The following is a 15,359-nucleotide window of genomic DNA, read 5'->3' on the forward strand; positions in this document are numbered from 1 at the left end:
AAACCTGTTTTGACAGGTGTTGATAATGTAAATTGTTTATTAATTATGTATTAATTTCCCTGTTTTTGCAATAAATTTTTATCGTGTTAAAGTTAACATACATAATTGGTTGATGGTAAGTGACAAATAAGCCTGTGAGTTTATTCTTTCTGGAAGACAGTAGTTGCGTGTATGCTGATTATAATGCAACTGCTCCAGTGAGTAAAAATGTAAAAAAAAGTATACTTGAGATTTTGTCGAAACAAACACTAAATCCATCATCGCTGCATAAAAGAGGACAAGAAGCGAGGAAGATTCTTAAAGAGGTAAGAGATAACGTACGTGATGCTCTTAGCATTCCAGATGATAAAGAAATAGTTTTTACGTCTGGTGCAACTGAAGCAAACAACCTCGTCATGAGAGGAATGAAAGGCTATCTGCATGTAATTTCAGCTATAGAGCATCCTTCAATTCTTAATTCTGCATGTAATCCACATATAATACCCGTTAATCAAGAGGGTATTATTGACTTTTTAGAGCTAGAGAAAATTCTAAGCGAACTTGAAGGGAATAAAGTAATAATTTCAGTGATGATGGCTAATAACGAAACTGGAGTTATCCAGCCTGTTAAGGAAATAGCTAAAATGGCACATAAATTCGGGGCAATCTGTCACACTGACGCTGCTCAAAGTGTTGGGAAAATCAAAGTAAATATGGAAGATTTAGGAGTGGATTTACTTACTTTATCTGCTCACAAATTTGGTGGTATAGCAGGTAGTGGAGTTTTAATATTTGACAAAAAGCTTGTAATAGAACCTACTATAATAGGTGGTGGGCAAGAAAAAGGATTGCGTGGTGGTACAGAAAACATTATTGCAATAGTAGGTCTTTCTGCTGCATTGCAAAACATTCCAGATCTTCTATCAAAGATGGATGAAGTAGAGAAGCTGCGTGATCAATTGGAGTATGGGTTATTAAGTCTTGTCAGTGATATCAAGATCTTTGGCAGAAATTCTAAAAGATTGCCAAATACAAGTTTCATTTATATGCCGAGAGTGAAGAATGATCTGCAGCTCATGTGCTTTGACTTAAATAATATTGCAGTCAGCAATGGTTCTGCATGTTCTTCTGGAAAAGTTGGGCCTTCTCATGTTTTGCTTGCAATGGGAGCAACAAAAGAGCAAGCAGAATGTTCAATTAGAATCAGTATAGGTCCGGAGGTTAAACCGCGAGACATAGAAAAAATAGTGGATTGTTGGTATAGTATCTATAAGAAGAATTCTTTAGTAAATGCAAAAACTACTTTCACCATTCCCCTTAAATCATGATAGAGGGAATCGTGAAAGTAATTTCTATTGCCAGAGGTTGTTATAATAGTTAAATGCTGCTGAAAACCGATTTACTTATAGTTATGGAAGAAATTCTCTAATTGCATACCACACCATTCAATTGTAGTATGTCATTTTATACTTGATAAAAACGCTGTATTGTATTATAATATATCATCAAGAGATAATAAGGAGTTACATATGTCTTATATGAAAAACGAACAGGATATTCGCTCTCAGGGCGTTTATTATAGTGCTGGACTCAGAAGTTACCTAACTAAAGTATACAATTATATGGCTTTAGCTTTAGGTGTTACAGGGCTTGTTGCGTTTTTAACAGTGTTTTCTGGTCTTTTCCAGGTGATTTATTCCAATCCTGTTCTATCGCTTGTGGTAATGCTATCTCCAGTTGCATTGGTGTTTTATATGTCTTTTAGGCTTCAACACCTAAGTGCTCAGTCAACACTTACTGTATTTTTTCTATTCTCAGTTTTAATGGGAATTTCTTTATCTCATATTTTTATAATTTATACTGCAGAAAATATAGCGAGAGCATTTTTCATTACATCGATCATGTTTGGTTCTATGGCTTTATATGGTAATACTACAAAAAAAGATCTTACCAGCATGGGTTCTTTTTTGATTATGGGAATCTGGGGGTTAATCATTGCATCTATAGTTAATCTGTTTCTTGGAAGCAGTCCTCTCTATTTTGCAATATCGTTTGTATCAGTGATAGTGTTTACTTTAATGACCGCATACGATGCTCAGAGAATCAAAGATGTTTATTATAGATATAATGATGGCTCAGAAGTTGCAACTACTAAGCTGGCAATACTTGGTGCAACTAATCTTTACTTTGACTTCATCAATATATTCCTCAATTTACTCAGGTTACTTAACTTGTTCAACAATAAGGATTAGATGATTTCCTTTTTAAGGGGAAACAATAAAAGTTCTATAGTTTTCCTCCTAATATCTTTAGTGGTATTGATGCTGTGTCTTGCATATGCTTCAGTACCGTTGTATAGCATCTTTTGTAAAGCTACTGGATATGGTGGCACAACGAGAAAAGTAACTAATGCAACAATGAATGCAACTGACCAAAAAATCAGGGTTCACCTTAATGCTGATATAATATCAGGTCTGCCTTGGGAATTTAAATCAGAAACTAACTACATCGATACAAATATAGGGCAACAAAGTTTAGTATTTTATTATGCAAAAAATTTATCTGATCATCCTTCTTTTGGAATGGCAGTGTATAATGTCACACCTTTTAAAGCAGGTAAATATTTCAATAAAGTTGCATGCTTTTGTTTTGAAGAGCAAATGCTGCTACCAAAACAAAAAGCGGCTATGCCCGTATCCTTTTACGTAGACCCTGAAATAATGCGTGACAATAGTACAAAAGATTTAAGTGAAATAACACTATCATATACGTTTTTTAAGCTTAAATAACAAACCTTTTCCTATTGTAATCCGAACAAGGTTGTACGATACATCTATTGAATTGAGCAGGAGCTCTTATTTGCTTTTTGCACACTGACTACTTGTGTTTCAGTGTTCGTTGTTGCTAATTCCCATCCTTCATTATTTGCTTCACAAGCATTCCAACATTGAGCCAACTCCTTATTATTTTTTACAGAATCTGGTATTTCTATGTTGGGATTTTTTTCTAATGTATGCTTAATTAGAATCTCACAGCAATTTTTGCGTTCAATTGACTTATCCTTATAATATAATTCAGCAACACACTCTAAAGCAGTGTTTCCATTGTAGTTTTCATCTGGGCTATCATTCACTCCCGCTTTTATGAGAGCCTTTAATATGTCCGGAGAATGGGTCAAAACACAGGTATGTAAATATCCTTTTTCGTTTTGCACATTAGCTCCTGCTTTTATTAAAACTTGCGCTAGATTTGTTAAAGTGTACGGTTTATAGTTAATGGCGATGGAAAAAAGACTATCTATTGGAAAGCCATCATAATCTTTCAAGTCAAATCTGTGATTAATATCAAATCCTTTTTTTCCCAAGAAGTATATAAATATTTACAATAGTCTCCTTTTTTATCTGATTTTTGCATTTTACATTTTAACCTTTCTTTTATTTTTATTATTGGTATCTAAATCGTCATCTTCATCCACTTCACACAACACATTGAATAAAACACCATAAAGCCAAGTTTCTCTGTTTGTCATAATTTGTGCCTCAAAACTATTAACAATACGCTTATGTAGTGTATAAACTCTAAATAACATTTTGCAAAATATTAATTGCTAGATAACATAATTAAAGTTTTTGTCTTACATTTATCATGGTTAGAGCTATACAAATTAAAAAAACTGGGGGGCCAGAAGTATTAGAATTTGTAGATAAGAGCATAGGTGAGCCAAAAGATGAGGAAGTCTTAATACGTCATACAACTATCGGCTTAAATCGTTATGATTTAGAACACAGAAAAGGTACACGCAAAATTAAAGATCTGCCATCAGTACTTGGAGTAGAGGCAGTAGGAGTTGTTGAAAAGCTTGGTAAAAAAATTAGTGATGGACTTAAGGTTGGAGATAGAGTTGGATATTGCACAGCTCTTCCAGGGGCATATTGTGAAAAGCGCATTGTACACCAGAAATATTTGATAAAAATTCCGAATGATATACCTGATGAAGTTGCTGCTGCAGTATTGTTTAAAGGTATGACAGCTCACTATTTAGTTAATCAATCTTATAAAATCAGGCCTGGTGCTTTTGTACTAGTTCATGGAGCTAATGGTGGTTTGGGGCAAATAATATGCCAATGGGCAAAGGATAAAAAAGGTATAGTGATAGGTTCTATAAGCTCTGACGAAAAAATGAAGATAGCTTTACAAAATGGCTGCACATACGCAATAAACTACAATGATAAAGATTTCGTTTCTAAAATCATGGAGATTACGAAAAATAGAGGAGTAGGTGCAGTGTATGACCCTATAGGTTACGCTACAAGCAAGCTCTCTTTTGAATCTTTGGGTAAGTTTGGCATATATGTTTCCTATGGGCAGATATCAGGTAATGCTCCTATTAATTTCTCTTTACTTAGTTCGCGTTCGTTATTTGCAGCTGGAACTTCGATATATCACTATAAGCATGATAAATTTACATTAGTGCTTACTGCAATGGAAATATTCGAGATGATAAGAAAAAAACTTTTAATCGTACGAATTAATAAAAAATATAAATTTGATGAAATAATAGGGGCTCATCGTGACATGGAAAATAGAAAAATAAGTGGGCTAAATATTATCAAAGTTTCTTAAATAACTTAGTAACCTAAAATAATTATTCATTAAGTCATATCAACAAGAATTTCACATGGTTAGTTTTCTTATAACAAGTTAGTTTATTTGATGCAGGTGTAGAAGTTGATGATGTGTGTTCCTAGCTTTAGCTATTAGTCAATTCTTTCCATCCAAGAATCATTTTATTAGCTTGCCTCAATGTTTCAATAGAAGGCAAGTCTTCTGTGCTTAGTGGTAGACGAACAGTTTTGTGTTCTATAAGCCCAATGTCATGCAAGAGTGCTTTAGTAGGTATTGGATTGCTGGCAGTAAATAGAGTTTTGCAAGCTTGTTGACAACTGTCTGCCTGAGGGTTCTCGCCACTCATGCATTGCTTAACATATTCATGTACTACACGTGGCCAAACATTGGCAGCAACAGAAACCAGACCAGCCGCACCCTTAGCAGCCATATCGGGTATCATATTATCATCTCCGCAAAAGACCTCAATATTTGGTGCAACTTTCTTATACTGAGTTAAAGTATCAACGGTGCCACTTGAATCTTTGATAGCCCAAAATTTTTCGTGGCTGGATAAGTTGCGTACAGTTTCAGCGTGAAGACTCACTCCTGCTCTTGATGGAATATTGTAAAGCATGGCTGGCACATGTGCTTTTTCAAGCAGCTTTTCAAACCATAAAGTTTGCCCCATGATTCCAGGCTTTGCATAAATGGGAGTTGTCATTAGATAGCCATGAATAGGCATACCCTTGCAAAAATCAAGCCATTCAAGAGTCTGATATAGATTCACTCCTGGTACACCAATTATAATTTTCGTATTTAATTTTAGCTCACATACAAATTCAACTAATGTGCGCTTTTCAGAATCAGTAAGTGATAAGCTTTCACCTGTGCTACCTAGCAACACTACACCATTTTCAGCTTCAGCTTGCATTGTTAGTAAACGCTGCAAGCTTTGGTAATCTATACTATCTCCACTGCAATTAAAAGGAGTAACACAAGCAGTCCATAAAAATGTAGATTTCAATTGAAGTTATTAAAATGGTATTTCATCATCGATTAGTTCGTCTTTTATATCGTTGTCAAAACTTCCGTGTTTATCTTTTTGTTCTGTTTCATTTTGTTTGTATTCACTTGGCTTGTAATCAGAGTTTGACATACTGTTGCGTGAATCTAAAAGGGTAAGGGCACTATTAAAGTTATATAGCACCACCTCTGTCGTATACCTTTCGCTACCATTTTGGTCAGTCCATTTTCTAGTTCTCAGAGAACCTTCAACGTAAACTTTACTACCTTTGCGCGCAAAATCCTTAACAATTTTTACTAATCCTTCACTAAAAATTACAATATTATGCCATTCTGTCTTTTCAGAGCGCGTACCAGAAAATTTGTCAGTCCAACTTTCAGATGTGGCTATCGAAAAACTTGCCATCTCTTTTCCATTTTGTGTAGTCCTAATTTCAGGATCTTTTCCTAAATTACCAACTAATATGACTTTATTTATAGTACCACTAGACATAATTATGCTTTAAAATAAATCTCTTTATTATCTTATGTGAGAGTATTATTGTCAAATTTAATTAAAAACGCGCTTGGAGGGATTCGAACCCACGACCTTTGCCTCCGGAGGGCAACGCTCTATCCAACTGAGCTACAAGCGCAGATGTATTAGATTATTTAATAGATAAACTATCTAAATCAAATTTTTGTTCTGGATAAAGCGTAAACATAATACCTCCATGTCCAAAATGTACATTTTTAGAATTGCTTATCCGTTCTTTTGTTATCTTTTGGTTTACAGCCCATGAAAAAGTTACATAATTTTCAGTTACTGAGTGCACTTTTAAATCCTTAGAACCTGTCTTGAAAGGAGTTAATTGGCTAATTTAGTAAGCATAGAAGTAATCATATTAAATAAGATATTGTTTTTTGAAGTAAGAGGAGAATGTTCGTAATCCTTGCTCATGCGTCTAAAATTGGAAAGCCAGGCAAAGGTTCGTTCTACAATCCAACGTTTAGGAATAACTTGAAATCCTGTATCAACCAATTTCTTGGTAATCGTTAGCAAACATCCAGTTTCCAACAAACATCGATTTTGTAATTTACCTTTATACCCTTGATCAGCAAAAAACCTACGTAATGTTGGAGCTTTGCATTTAGCTTGAACAAAAAGATTGGTAGCACCATCACGGTCCTGAATGCTTGCGCTGTGTACTTCTGCAGTAATTACAAGACCTAGTGTATCTACAATAATATGACGTTTTCTACCCTTTATTTTTTTACCGGCATCATATCCTCTTGATCCCCTTTTTGAGTCGTTTTCACTGATTGACTGTCAATTATACCTACTGAAGGTGTTTCATTTTTGCCAACCATTTTTCTTACCTCTTTTACTAGCATGTCATGTATTTTTTTCAATTTTCCATTATTACGCCACCTGAGAAAATAGTCATACACCGTTTTCCATGGAGGAAAATCTTTTGGTAGCATTCTCCACTGGCAACCACCCCTCATTATGTACCTTATTGCATTAATAATTGTTCTTATGTTATGTTTTCTTGGTCGTCCTATCGCTCCTTGTGCAACATAGGGCTCTAAAATTTCCCATTCCTTGTCACTTATATCACTTGGATACAACTTACCCTCCTATTTTTTGCTTACCTCATCATACTCTTTTCTTCATTACCTTTCAAGACAGGTTCTTAGTATTTATAAACAACTTTCCATTTACCCATATTTTCCATGTATCGGGGGAAAAGTATAAAATTGAATCTAAACTGACTACTTTACAATTGAAATTTTCTTCCTCTGTAACTCCTGAAGACTGTAAGTTAAACTTTTCCATCTCACTAACTATTCTATTAACCTGCTCTTCATCAAAAAAAATGCTTTTTATGCTACCATATTGCGATAAAGTACTCTCTGCTGCCTCTTTTATTATATCGTCTCGATCTATATAATAATTGTTGATAAAAAAACACTCCTTCGCACGCAAATTTGCTATATCAATGAAGTCATTTATTTCTTGATTTCCAACTTTTAAAATACTTTTTAAGTACTTCTTTTCTATAATCATTCCATCATTAGAATGATGACAGACCATTTCATCATTGCCTTGTCTTTCTATATATACACATAAATTTTCACTATTTAACCCTAATATTTTATGCTCAATAAAATCTTCATTACTAATATGCTGTTGGCAAGAATATTTTTTACAAATCCCTATATTTTCTACAAGATCTTCGCAATTGCAATATGCACTAACATTAAAAAATAGCAGCGTAAAAATAAAAAACAACTTTATATTCATCTACTTAATATGGTATACCAATCAAAAACTATACTAGCTCTCACTATCTCTATCATATTACCACTTAAAATCTGGTTTATAACTTTAGCATCTATATTTCTCTGCTTATTCAAGGTAAGAGATCTGATCATAACATAACCAGGAAGATTTGGAATAGACTGTAGAAATAAAAAAATATGCTTATCGCTAATTGAGCTTAAACTTAGAACCACTTCACTTCTTATTACTTTTGTATGTTCACTTTTATTGTGGAGTTCAGCTTCTTCAGGTATAGAAATTGATATTTCAGGTTCTAACATGTAGTGTTTTTTATATAGCTTGTTAAGCTCAAAATTTAAATTTGTAATGTATCTGCTACTATGTAAATTTGAAGAAGAAATTCTTTTCCATAAATCTAGGTTTTTATTTAGAACGACTTCTTTCTTTTGAATTTCAATGATCTGTAAATTAATAGAGCGTATTTCCTCAGCTGCAGTTTGATTTTTATTATAAACCTTTTTGTTATAGATAATAAAACACGTTGATAACCCTATTAATACAATAGATAACAATAAGTAATATATGCACTGAATTGTAGCTTTTCTTTTTAGTTGAGAGATAGTCATCAATCTACATTGCCTCTCCTATTTCAACATCAATAGATAGATTTTTCTCTTTAGTAGTAGGTAAGCTAGAAATACTAATATCATGAGTACGGAAATTATCGTTTAAATTTTTCTGTAGTTTCTCGTATTGATAAGAAATGTCTTTACCAGATTGAAAATTAAACCTTAAAGTTGTGGTAATATAACTTTTTGCCTCATTATAATTCCACTCAAATAATTGAAGCTCTACATCTGGTACTTTTAGCTTTTCTACATACTTAACTTGTGTGAGAGGAGAGTACTCTATTTTTGATAAAATATTATTTATATTAATAAAATCGTAAACTTCATCTATCTTTTTTACATTATAGCTTTGGCTAAGTTTTATTAGTTTGTTATTTAAAGCACTCTGCGTTGCAGATAAATTATCAGCAACATTAAAATTTGAATACAAATTTTGCAAACAAAAGGTGTTAATTACAATTAAAGTCAAAAGGAGGTATAGAAAAATCCGAGGAGAGTTTAAATAAAGGTAATTGAATAGATAAAATTCTTTAGTTTCTTTTGTATTAAAAACATCTGTTGGCTTATTCTTAAAGCTATGGAACAAAATTGTAGTATCACAAAAGCTATCTTTTTCGCATATAGCTAATTCTGCTCCCAATAGTTTACCTAGCTCATATGGAGTCAATATGTTCACACTATTCTCTGAAAAATTTATAACTGATAAACTAGATTTAATAGCTTCTGATACTATGATGCAAAGGTCGATAGGGTCATTTTTTTCAAATCCAAACTTAGTTAAAGATTGAATTGTATTTTTCACTTCCTGATATATTTCACCAGCAATGATTCCTGGTAAATTATCATTAGTAAATGGTATTAAACGTGTAAATATCATTTTGTTCTCTTTAAGAACCACTTGTCTATAGCCACCTGTTTTAGTTGCAGCAACTATAATTTTCCAGTTACTAGGATCTTTGTGTAGAATCTTTTTTGCTATACTGACTAGTTCTATAGGAAACATTAATATTCCTTTAAAGTTAGAGCCTATTTCAACAAACACGTCCAACCAATATTCTATTAAATGATTTGCTTTTGATGAAACAAATAGATACCACCAGTTTTGATTAAATTTATTCGGCTTTTCGACCAAGAGAATAGAATTTATATCGTTATTATGAGCAAAATGCTCTACTTTTGTTTTTGCTGATAGATAAGCACTAATCCTATTTACTCTTGGGATAGACTGTAGCAAATAGTTCTGATCAGTGTGATTGAGAACCAGATATAAGGGTGCTTTTTTATCTGATGAGAGACATGAAATTAAGTCAGAAACAACTTTATTATTTTTGTCCTTAGCAAAATATCTTTTATTTAAAGTATCATTTTTAAAATATAGTAACATTGTGCCTTCTTTTCCTATAGAAAGCATAAACTTACTTTTGGGTTTTGACCCAAACATATTAACAAAGTGTATACTCATCTAGAATTAAAAAGGTAATTTATTGAAATTCATTAAACATTAGATGACAATATTACTTATATTATAAGTTTTTGATAAAATTAGTAGTAATATTAACCCTTTTGTATGATGAAGGTTTTTTATATTTGTGCTAGACACAACTTAACCTGACAAACGAGGATTAATTATATCTCAGCTTGATATTTTATTCTCCAACAGACTGAAAATTGAATTAAGCTAAAGACTTGATTTGACGCACGTTGTTGCACATTACCATTTAGTATACTTGAACTGAACATTTTCAGTGAATCCATCTGGCATGACTGAAACTTTTGTATTCATATTTATTTTTAAGTAATTTACTAGCTCATCAACTAATATATCAGGAGCAGAAGCACCTGCAGTAATTCCTATTTTTTCTGCGCCCTGCAACCAATTTTTGTTCATACATTTATAATTATCAATCAAATAGGCTCTTTTTCCTGTGGAAATGCACAGGTCTAATAAACGGTTTGAATTTGAACTGTTTTTGCTTCCTACAATTAACACTACGTCTGTAATTTTAGCCAATTTTTTAACAGCGTTCTGCCTATTTTGTGTTGCATAGCATATATCTTTTAAGTCGGGGCCTGTAATGCTTGGAAATCTGAGCTTCAGTGTAGCAATAATTTCTTTGGTATCGTCAATACTTAACGTGGTTTGTGTTACATAAGATAAATTATCTGGATCTTTGATTTGTAAATTGTATACGTCTTGCATAGTTTGCACTAGAGATATAGGATTACTTACTCTTCCTATAATTCCTTTAACTTCTGGATGATTTTCATGTCCAATTAGAATTAATTCTTTACCACTATCCTCATACCTTTTTGCCTCTTTATGTACTTTGCTAACTAATGGACATGTTGCATCAATCACTTGAACACCCTTTCTTTTTGCCTCATCCTCTATACTTTTCGACACTCCATGTGCGCTAAAGATCAATATTCCTCTATTGTCTTTAATGTCTTCTATGCTGCTTACAAAAACCACTCCTTGTTTCTTGAAGTCCTCTACTATATACTTATTATGAACGATTTCGTGTAGTACATAAACTTGGCGTTCATTTTTGTATTTCTCTAAAGTGATTGCTAATATGTCTACAGCTCTTTTAACCCCTGCACAGAAACCGCGTGGTTCAGCTAAGATAATCTCCATTTTTTAAGTAAGTATGTAAACATTGCTAAAAAGCAAGCTCCGCTCACTATGTTTCATATCATGACTGCTTTACTATAATTTCAAATTTATCATTACCAAGATTTTTGTTAATATACCAGGAACCGTCATCTTTAATTACAAATTCAGGACCCTTGAGGTCTCTTGTTATTGTCCTTCCATCTTGGCCATCCATAGCAATATGGATATCGAATGTAACGATGTCTAGATTTACCATGGCTTTTTTCCCACTGTATGAATTTAGACTAAACTTGCCCAACATGACATCATTAATACTCACTTCTCCTGCATAAGTATCACACTGACCATCTATACAACACTCACTTTTAATATAAAAAAGATCTAACATATTTAAATCTATAAAAAAAAGAACTAAATTTATATACTAAATACAATTCATCATTAATAAGCAACTATAGATTACTTTGGCTACAGCAATAATGCAACTGGAAGTATAACATAATTAATTGTATAAGAAACTACACTTTAGAGAAATGGTTGTTTGGTTTTTTTATTAATTTTTTTCACCATACTGTCAATCATGTGTTTTATTCCTTGATATACAGAGTGTGTACTTTCATCACTACGCATATAAGCAGAGCAGGAAAATATATTATGCTTTTCGTCTTCTATTGATAGCTTTGTATCGCATGTTATATGTTCGCCGCCGAGCTTCTCTATCAACTGGTCTTTGTCGTTTCCTATAGTTACCTTAATCTTACTTTCTTCTTTACCTATCTTGCTACTTAAAATTAAAACAATAATGGCTGGAGATATACATATAGTTCCTATTGGCTTTTTTGCAACAAAGAACTCTGAGACTAATCTTTCAAACTCAGGCATTACTGTTTTATTTTCAGCTAAGTCAGATAAATTTTTCGCAACTCCATATCCACCAGGTACGACTAGCATGTCAAAATTTTCAGCTTTAGCTTCTCTTAAATCATTTATCTCACCTCTTGCAATTCTTGCTGATTCTACAAGTACATTCCTTTTTTCTTTTACTGCTTCTTTTGTTTTGTGATTCATAACTTGTGTGATATCAACATCAGGAGCAAAGCACGTGACTTCAACTTCCTGCTGATCAAGCACAAGCAAACTTAAAACTGCTTCTCTCACCTCTGTGCCGTCGAGGTGGCCGCATCCTGATAAAACCACAGCGGCTCTTAATTTTTTCTCACCCATAAAATACCTTGATTTCATATAATCTAGGTATTGTAATACAAATTCCATATTTGGAAAGGAGTAATTGTTTTATGTCAATTATAATATAATTAATAATTAGTATATATAATTAGGCATATTTATAATTGATAGGAATTGAATATGGTACAAGGTGGTGCAGTAAACTCAGCTATTTACGAGAAGTTAATTGAAAGTGTAGTACAATATATTAGTGGAAAAAAAGATTTGTTGCAAGCATTGGAGACTCTATTACAAGCAAATGGATTTATAAAAGAAGATGAAATTTCTAATACACCACCTATCGATTATATGTCTAAATTTCTGATGGAAAATAAAAATGTTTTTGGGGATGTAATAGGTCTTATATTGGAGGATTTTGAGAAAAACAAAGTTGAATTAAAAGAATTTGTGGAGCAAGTAAATAAAGTAAAAGGCATGGAGAAAGAGCTTGAAGCTTTAGGTAACCAACTGTTAGCTCAGGGGGTAATAAGTGGAGCAGCAGTGACAACACTAACAGGTGCACTAGCAGGTTTATTAACAGTAGGAGGAGTGACTGGTGCATTAATTGTTGGCGGAGCAGCATTAGTAGGGTTTGTAGCACTAGTTGCTATAGCTGCTATTGGTTATGCTATATATCAGCATAGAGGTGAGATAAAAGAAGGAGCGATGAAAGCAGGAAAAGAAGTGAAAAGTTTTGTGAAAGATGTGATCGATAAATTACCTACGATTCAAGCAAGAGAGAATAATTTTGAAAAGTTAACAAGCAATTTAATGGAAAAGAATTTTGAAGCTGATGAAGAAAAAAAAACAATTCTTAATAATGAAACAATAAAAATAATAAAAATAATAAAAATGCTTCAGAATCAAGAGCAACTAGCAGCCATAAGACAGTTAATAGGGGAAGATAAGGCTGATCTTTTGAACAATCTTATAAGCAAGGGTACTAGTACTCATGAGGAAGACATGAAGAAACTTGTAGATTTTATGAGCGAATTTCAACCTACAATTATGGCCATTGATAGTAACATAGAAGAGGTAGAACGAAAAGTTAATGACAAAGTTAAAACAGTAAAGCCAGGTCCTGAAGTGAAGAATCCAAGTGCTGCACGAGTTAGTGAAGAAGTGAAAGGAAAGAAGTGAATTGATACATTTGAAGAGCGTTTTAATGTATCTGTCTATCTTATTTTGCCACCCTGCTAAGCGGACACAAAAAATTACTTCCGCATATTTTGAATCCAATTATAATAACAATTAGAGATATTTATTGAGCTCAAAATCTATCTTTAGTCTGCAGACTTTTTAATCAAACTTATTAAAAATGTATTCTTCAGTGTATATCTGTCGTATGTGCACTGCATTTTTTTCTAATCTTTTTTACAGGGGGATTTTATGTCCAGAATTCCAGATATTTGACCTTTACTTTAGCTAATAAAAACCAACTGGTACCTGCGGTTTTTATAGCTACGTTTCTCAAACAAGTTTCAAATGAATAGATTTCTTGCATAACTGGAATTCAAAAGTTGATGTCATTCTAGCGCGTGACGCTAGAATCCAGTCCTTTTGTGCGAAAAACGTTGTAAAGTAACTTAGTTGGATCCCAGTGGGCTTTTTAACTGTTGAAGAAAAAATATGCCACAGAAAATGAAAGTCAGTAACCAAAACGAATATAACAAATTCCTTGAAAAAAGGGGGAATATTTTTCGTTACATCGATGAAGCTATCGAAAATTGGTATGAAAATAGTCCAAAAATGCAGGGCGGCAACTATATTTATAGTGATAAAGTTGTGATTTTAGTGCATATAATCGTCAGTTTCTTTAGAATTGGTTTAAGACAAACAGTCGGGTTTATAAAAGGATATCTGCAACAAATAGGAAAAAATTTGCAGCTATTCACAAGCATCAAAAAAAAACTTAATATTAAGATAAATGATTGCAGGATTGATAAAAGCAACATGGAAAATATTGAAATTATCATAGATAGCACAAATTTACAGTAACACTCCTGGCCACAGTAAGGAAAACAGTGCAGATAGAAAGTACCGAAGCTACGAGCAAGTAAGAAAGTTACATGTTATGTTAAGTGTGAATAGTAAAAAAGCTATAGCTGCAAGATACAGTAATGGCGTCTACTCTGACCACTTGCGATTTGCTTGAAGAAGTTAATTTTCAGCACAAAATAAAAGCATTATATGCAGATAGGGCATACGATAGGCAAAAACTTTATAAATTGTGTAAGAAATACGATATAAAGACAAAAGTTCTACCAAAAAAGGATGCAGCAGAACATTCAAAAATAGATTATATGTCTGACAGAAATGCTGCTATTAGGTTAATAAAATTATATGGACAAGATGGTGTAAAAGAGTGGAAAAAGGAAGCAATTTATGGAAAAAGATCTTACATAGAAGGATTTTTCTCAAGGTTGAAGCAAGTATTTGTTTAGGAATAAATCTGAAATAAATCGTGAAAAAGAATTACTAATTAAGTGCTATTTGCTCAACAAATTCACTGTTATTGGTATGGCTAAATTTGAGATAGTTACATGAATTTGTCGTAAACCATCACTGCTTAAGGTGCTATGAAACAAAGCCATCCCAGTGTCAGCTACTCTGATGACACCAAAGGGGCACTTGGATAGAGGCTACTTGAATAAAACCATCATAAGGTGAAACTAGATTCCAGTGTCAAGCACTGACCATCTGCTATGCAATTTACTTTCAAAAATAAACGTTCCAGTGGTTTCATCTTCTTTCATCCCAGTGTTTCCTTCTCTTTTCATCCCAGTCTGGGATCCAGTTTTTCATATAATCTCATCACAAACATTTATTTTAATTTAAAATCAATACCAAATTTAGAATCAAAATTCCTGGATTCCAGTGTTAAGCACTGACCATCCACTATGTAATTTACTTTTTTATATAATAAATAGTACTAATTTACTAATATATTAATTGACAAGTGGTGTAGGTTATACTATTATTAAGATATATAGTTAATATCTTAATAACCAAT

16 protein-coding genes, 1 tRNA gene and 2 pseudogenes are annotated in these 15,359 nt (G+C 32.8%); 7 read left to right on the plus strand and 12 right to left on the minus strand.

Going from position 1 to position 15,359, the window contains the following annotated elements:
- Positions 1 to 119: 119 nt before the first annotated feature.
- The 3 genes from ABWU56_RS00105 (at position 120) to ABWU56_RS00115 (ending at position 2,768) form a co-directional block, all read left to right on the plus strand.
- Positions 120 to 1,307, plus strand: coding sequence for a cysteine desulfurase family protein (locus tag ABWU56_RS00105; protein ID WP_353281528.1), 1,188 nt, complete (start codon positions 120 to 122; stop codon positions 1,305 to 1,307).
- A 201-nt stretch (positions 1,308 to 1,508) separates the two neighbouring features.
- Entirely contained in the window at positions 1,509 to 2,231 is a 723-nt protein-coding gene (locus ABWU56_RS00110) for a Bax inhibitor-1/YccA family protein (protein ID WP_007302228.1), read from the plus strand.
- Positions 2,232 to 2,768 carry a cytochrome c oxidase assembly protein gene (locus ABWU56_RS00115; protein ID WP_353281529.1) on the plus strand — a complete coding sequence of 179 codons (537 nt, stop codon included), beginning with the start codon at positions 2,232 to 2,234 and terminating at the stop codon, positions 2,766 to 2,768. It begins immediately after the preceding gene.
- A gap of 44 nt (positions 2,769 to 2,812) precedes the next feature.
- Here ABWU56_RS00115 and ABWU56_RS00120 read toward each other — a convergent pair whose 3' ends face one another.
- A complete protein-coding gene (locus tag ABWU56_RS00120) occupies positions 2,813 to 3,343 on the minus strand; it encodes a hypothetical protein (protein ID WP_353281531.1) in 531 nt (176 codons plus the stop codon).
- Between the two features lie 281 nt (positions 3,344 to 3,624).
- Here ABWU56_RS00120 and ABWU56_RS00125 point away from each other — a divergent pair, with 281 nt between their 5' ends.
- A complete protein-coding gene (locus ABWU56_RS00125; RefSeq protein WP_265041853.1) occupies positions 3,625 to 4,602 on the plus strand; it encodes a quinone oxidoreductase family protein in 978 nt (325 codons plus the stop codon).
- Positions 4,603 to 4,729: 127 nt separating this feature from the next.
- Here the strand turns inward: ABWU56_RS00125 and dapA are convergent, their stop codons facing one another.
- The 11 genes and pseudogenes from dapA to elbB all read right to left on the minus strand — a co-directional run bounded on the left by dapA (position 4,730) and on the right by elbB (position 12,346).
- The gene (gene dapA, locus ABWU56_RS00130; RefSeq protein ID WP_353281533.1) at positions 4,730 to 5,611 is read right to left on the minus strand and encodes a 4-hydroxy-tetrahydrodipicolinate synthase; all 882 of its coding nucleotides are present in this window, start codon (positions 5,609 to 5,611) and stop codon (positions 4,730 to 4,732) included.
- Between the two features lie 9 nt (positions 5,612 to 5,620).
- The gene (gene ssb, locus ABWU56_RS00135; protein WP_006014313.1) at positions 5,621 to 6,103 is read right to left on the minus strand and encodes a single-stranded DNA-binding protein; all 483 of its coding nucleotides are present in this window, start codon (positions 6,101 to 6,103) and stop codon (positions 5,621 to 5,623) included.
- A 68-nt stretch (positions 6,104 to 6,171) separates the two neighbouring features.
- Positions 6,172 to 6,245: transfer RNA gene (locus tag ABWU56_RS00140), tRNA-Arg, on the minus strand.
- Between the two features lie 12 nt (positions 6,246 to 6,257).
- Positions 6,258 to 6,440 (minus strand): annotated as a pseudogene (locus ABWU56_RS00145) (hypothetical protein); the annotation flags it as partial.
- 17 nt (positions 6,441 to 6,457) lie between these two features.
- Positions 6,458 to 7,221 (minus strand): IS5 family transposase gene (locus ABWU56_RS00150; RefSeq protein WP_353281091.1). Its coding sequence is split into 2 segments (ribosomal slippage): positions 6,458 to 6,867 and positions 6,867 to 7,221, totalling 765 coding nucleotides; the frame shifts between segments, so codons are not numbered across the junction.
- A 58-nt stretch (positions 7,222 to 7,279) separates the two neighbouring features.
- Positions 7,280 to 7,897, minus strand: a pseudogene (locus tag ABWU56_RS00155) (hypothetical protein); the annotation flags it as partial.
- The gene (locus tag ABWU56_RS00160) at positions 7,894 to 8,502 is read right to left on the minus strand and encodes a hypothetical protein (RefSeq protein ID WP_010406999.1); all 609 of its coding nucleotides are present in this window, start codon (positions 8,500 to 8,502) and stop codon (positions 7,894 to 7,896) included. The pseudogene ABWU56_RS00155 and the gene ABWU56_RS00160, both read right to left, overlap by 4 nt.
- A gap of 4 nt (positions 8,503 to 8,506) precedes the next feature.
- Entirely contained in the window at positions 8,507 to 9,946 is a 1,440-nt protein-coding gene (locus tag ABWU56_RS00165; protein ID WP_353281534.1) for a hypothetical protein, read from the minus strand.
- A 270-nt stretch (positions 9,947 to 10,216) separates the two neighbouring features.
- On the minus strand, positions 10,217 to 11,143 hold the full coding sequence (gene ispH / locus ABWU56_RS00170) for a 4-hydroxy-3-methylbut-2-enyl diphosphate reductase (RefSeq protein WP_139686676.1): 927 nt from the start codon (positions 11,141 to 11,143) through the stop codon (positions 10,217 to 10,219).
- A gap of 58 nt (positions 11,144 to 11,201) precedes the next feature.
- Complete coding sequence (locus ABWU56_RS00175) at positions 11,202 to 11,510, minus strand: hypothetical protein (RefSeq protein ID WP_353281536.1); 309 nt, start codon at positions 11,508 to 11,510, stop codon at positions 11,202 to 11,204.
- A gap of 137 nt (positions 11,511 to 11,647) precedes the next feature.
- Positions 11,648 to 12,346: an isoprenoid biosynthesis glyoxalase ElbB gene (elbB, locus tag ABWU56_RS00180; protein WP_264686836.1), complete on the minus strand. Its 699-nt coding sequence runs from the start codon at positions 12,344 to 12,346 to the stop codon at positions 11,648 to 11,650.
- Between the two features lie 141 nt (positions 12,347 to 12,487).
- Here elbB and ABWU56_RS00185 point away from each other — a divergent pair, with 141 nt between their 5' ends.
- The 3 genes from ABWU56_RS00185 (at position 12,488) to ABWU56_RS00195 (ending at position 14,790) form a co-directional block, all read left to right on the plus strand.
- Complete coding sequence (locus ABWU56_RS00185) at positions 12,488 to 13,486, plus strand: glycine zipper family protein (protein ID WP_353281538.1); 999 nt, start codon at positions 12,488 to 12,490, stop codon at positions 13,484 to 13,486.
- A 489-nt stretch (positions 13,487 to 13,975) separates the two neighbouring features.
- Positions 13,976 to 14,344 (plus strand): transposase, encoded by a 369-nt coding sequence (locus ABWU56_RS00190; protein WP_353281487.1) that lies wholly within the window; start codon positions 13,976 to 13,978, stop codon positions 14,342 to 14,344.
- Between the two features lie 122 nt (positions 14,345 to 14,466).
- Positions 14,467 to 14,790: a transposase gene (locus ABWU56_RS00195; RefSeq protein ID WP_264375070.1), complete on the plus strand. Its 324-nt coding sequence runs from the start codon at positions 14,467 to 14,469 to the stop codon at positions 14,788 to 14,790.
- The last annotated feature ends 569 nt before the right edge of the window (positions 14,791 to 15,359 follow it).

Origin of the sequence: Wolbachia endosymbiont (group B) of Horisme vitalbata (assembly GCF_964028625.1) — a bacterium.
Taxonomy (GTDB): Bacteria; Pseudomonadota; Alphaproteobacteria; order Rickettsiales; family Anaplasmataceae; genus Wolbachia.

Bases quoted from the DNA above. Each gene is read 5' to 3' on its own strand.
- ABWU56_RS00110 (WP_007302228.1), top strand. From the start codon at position 1,509: ATGTCTTATATGAAAAACGAACAGGATATTCGCTCTCAGGGCGTTTAT.
- ABWU56_RS00115 (WP_353281529.1), top strand. From the start codon at position 2,232: ATGATTTCCTTTTTAAGGGGAAACAATAAAAGTTCTATAGTTTTCCTC.
- ABWU56_RS00125 (WP_265041853.1), top strand. From the start codon at position 3,625: ATGGTTAGAGCTATACAAATTAAAAAAACTGGGGGGCCAGAAGTATTA.
- ssb (WP_006014313.1), bottom strand. From the start codon at position 6,103: ATGTCTAGTGGTACTATAAATAAAGTCATATTAGTTGGTAATTTAGGA.
- ABWU56_RS00160 (WP_010406999.1), bottom strand. From the start codon at position 8,502: ATGACTATCTCTCAACTAAAAAGAAAAGCTACAATTCAGTGCATATAT.
- ABWU56_RS00165 (WP_353281534.1), bottom strand. From the start codon at position 9,946: ATGTTTGGGTCAAAACCCAAAAGTAAGTTTATGCTTTCTATAGGAAAA.
- ispH (WP_139686676.1), bottom strand. From the start codon at position 11,143: ATGGAGATTATCTTAGCTGAACCACGCGGTTTCTGTGCAGGGGTTAAA.
- ABWU56_RS00175 (WP_353281536.1), bottom strand. From the start codon at position 11,510: ATGTTAGATCTTTTTTATATTAAAAGTGAGTGTTGTATAGATGGTCAG.
- elbB (WP_264686836.1), bottom strand. From the start codon at position 12,346: ATGGGTGAGAAAAAATTAAGAGCCGCTGTGGTTTTATCAGGATGCGGC.
- ABWU56_RS00185 (WP_353281538.1), top strand. From the start codon at position 12,488: ATGGTACAAGGTGGTGCAGTAAACTCAGCTATTTACGAGAAGTTAATT.
- ABWU56_RS00190 (WP_353281487.1), top strand. From the start codon at position 13,976: ATGCCACAGAAAATGAAAGTCAGTAACCAAAACGAATATAACAAATTC.
- ABWU56_RS00195 (WP_264375070.1), top strand. From the start codon at position 14,467: ATGGCGTCTACTCTGACCACTTGCGATTTGCTTGAAGAAGTTAATTTT.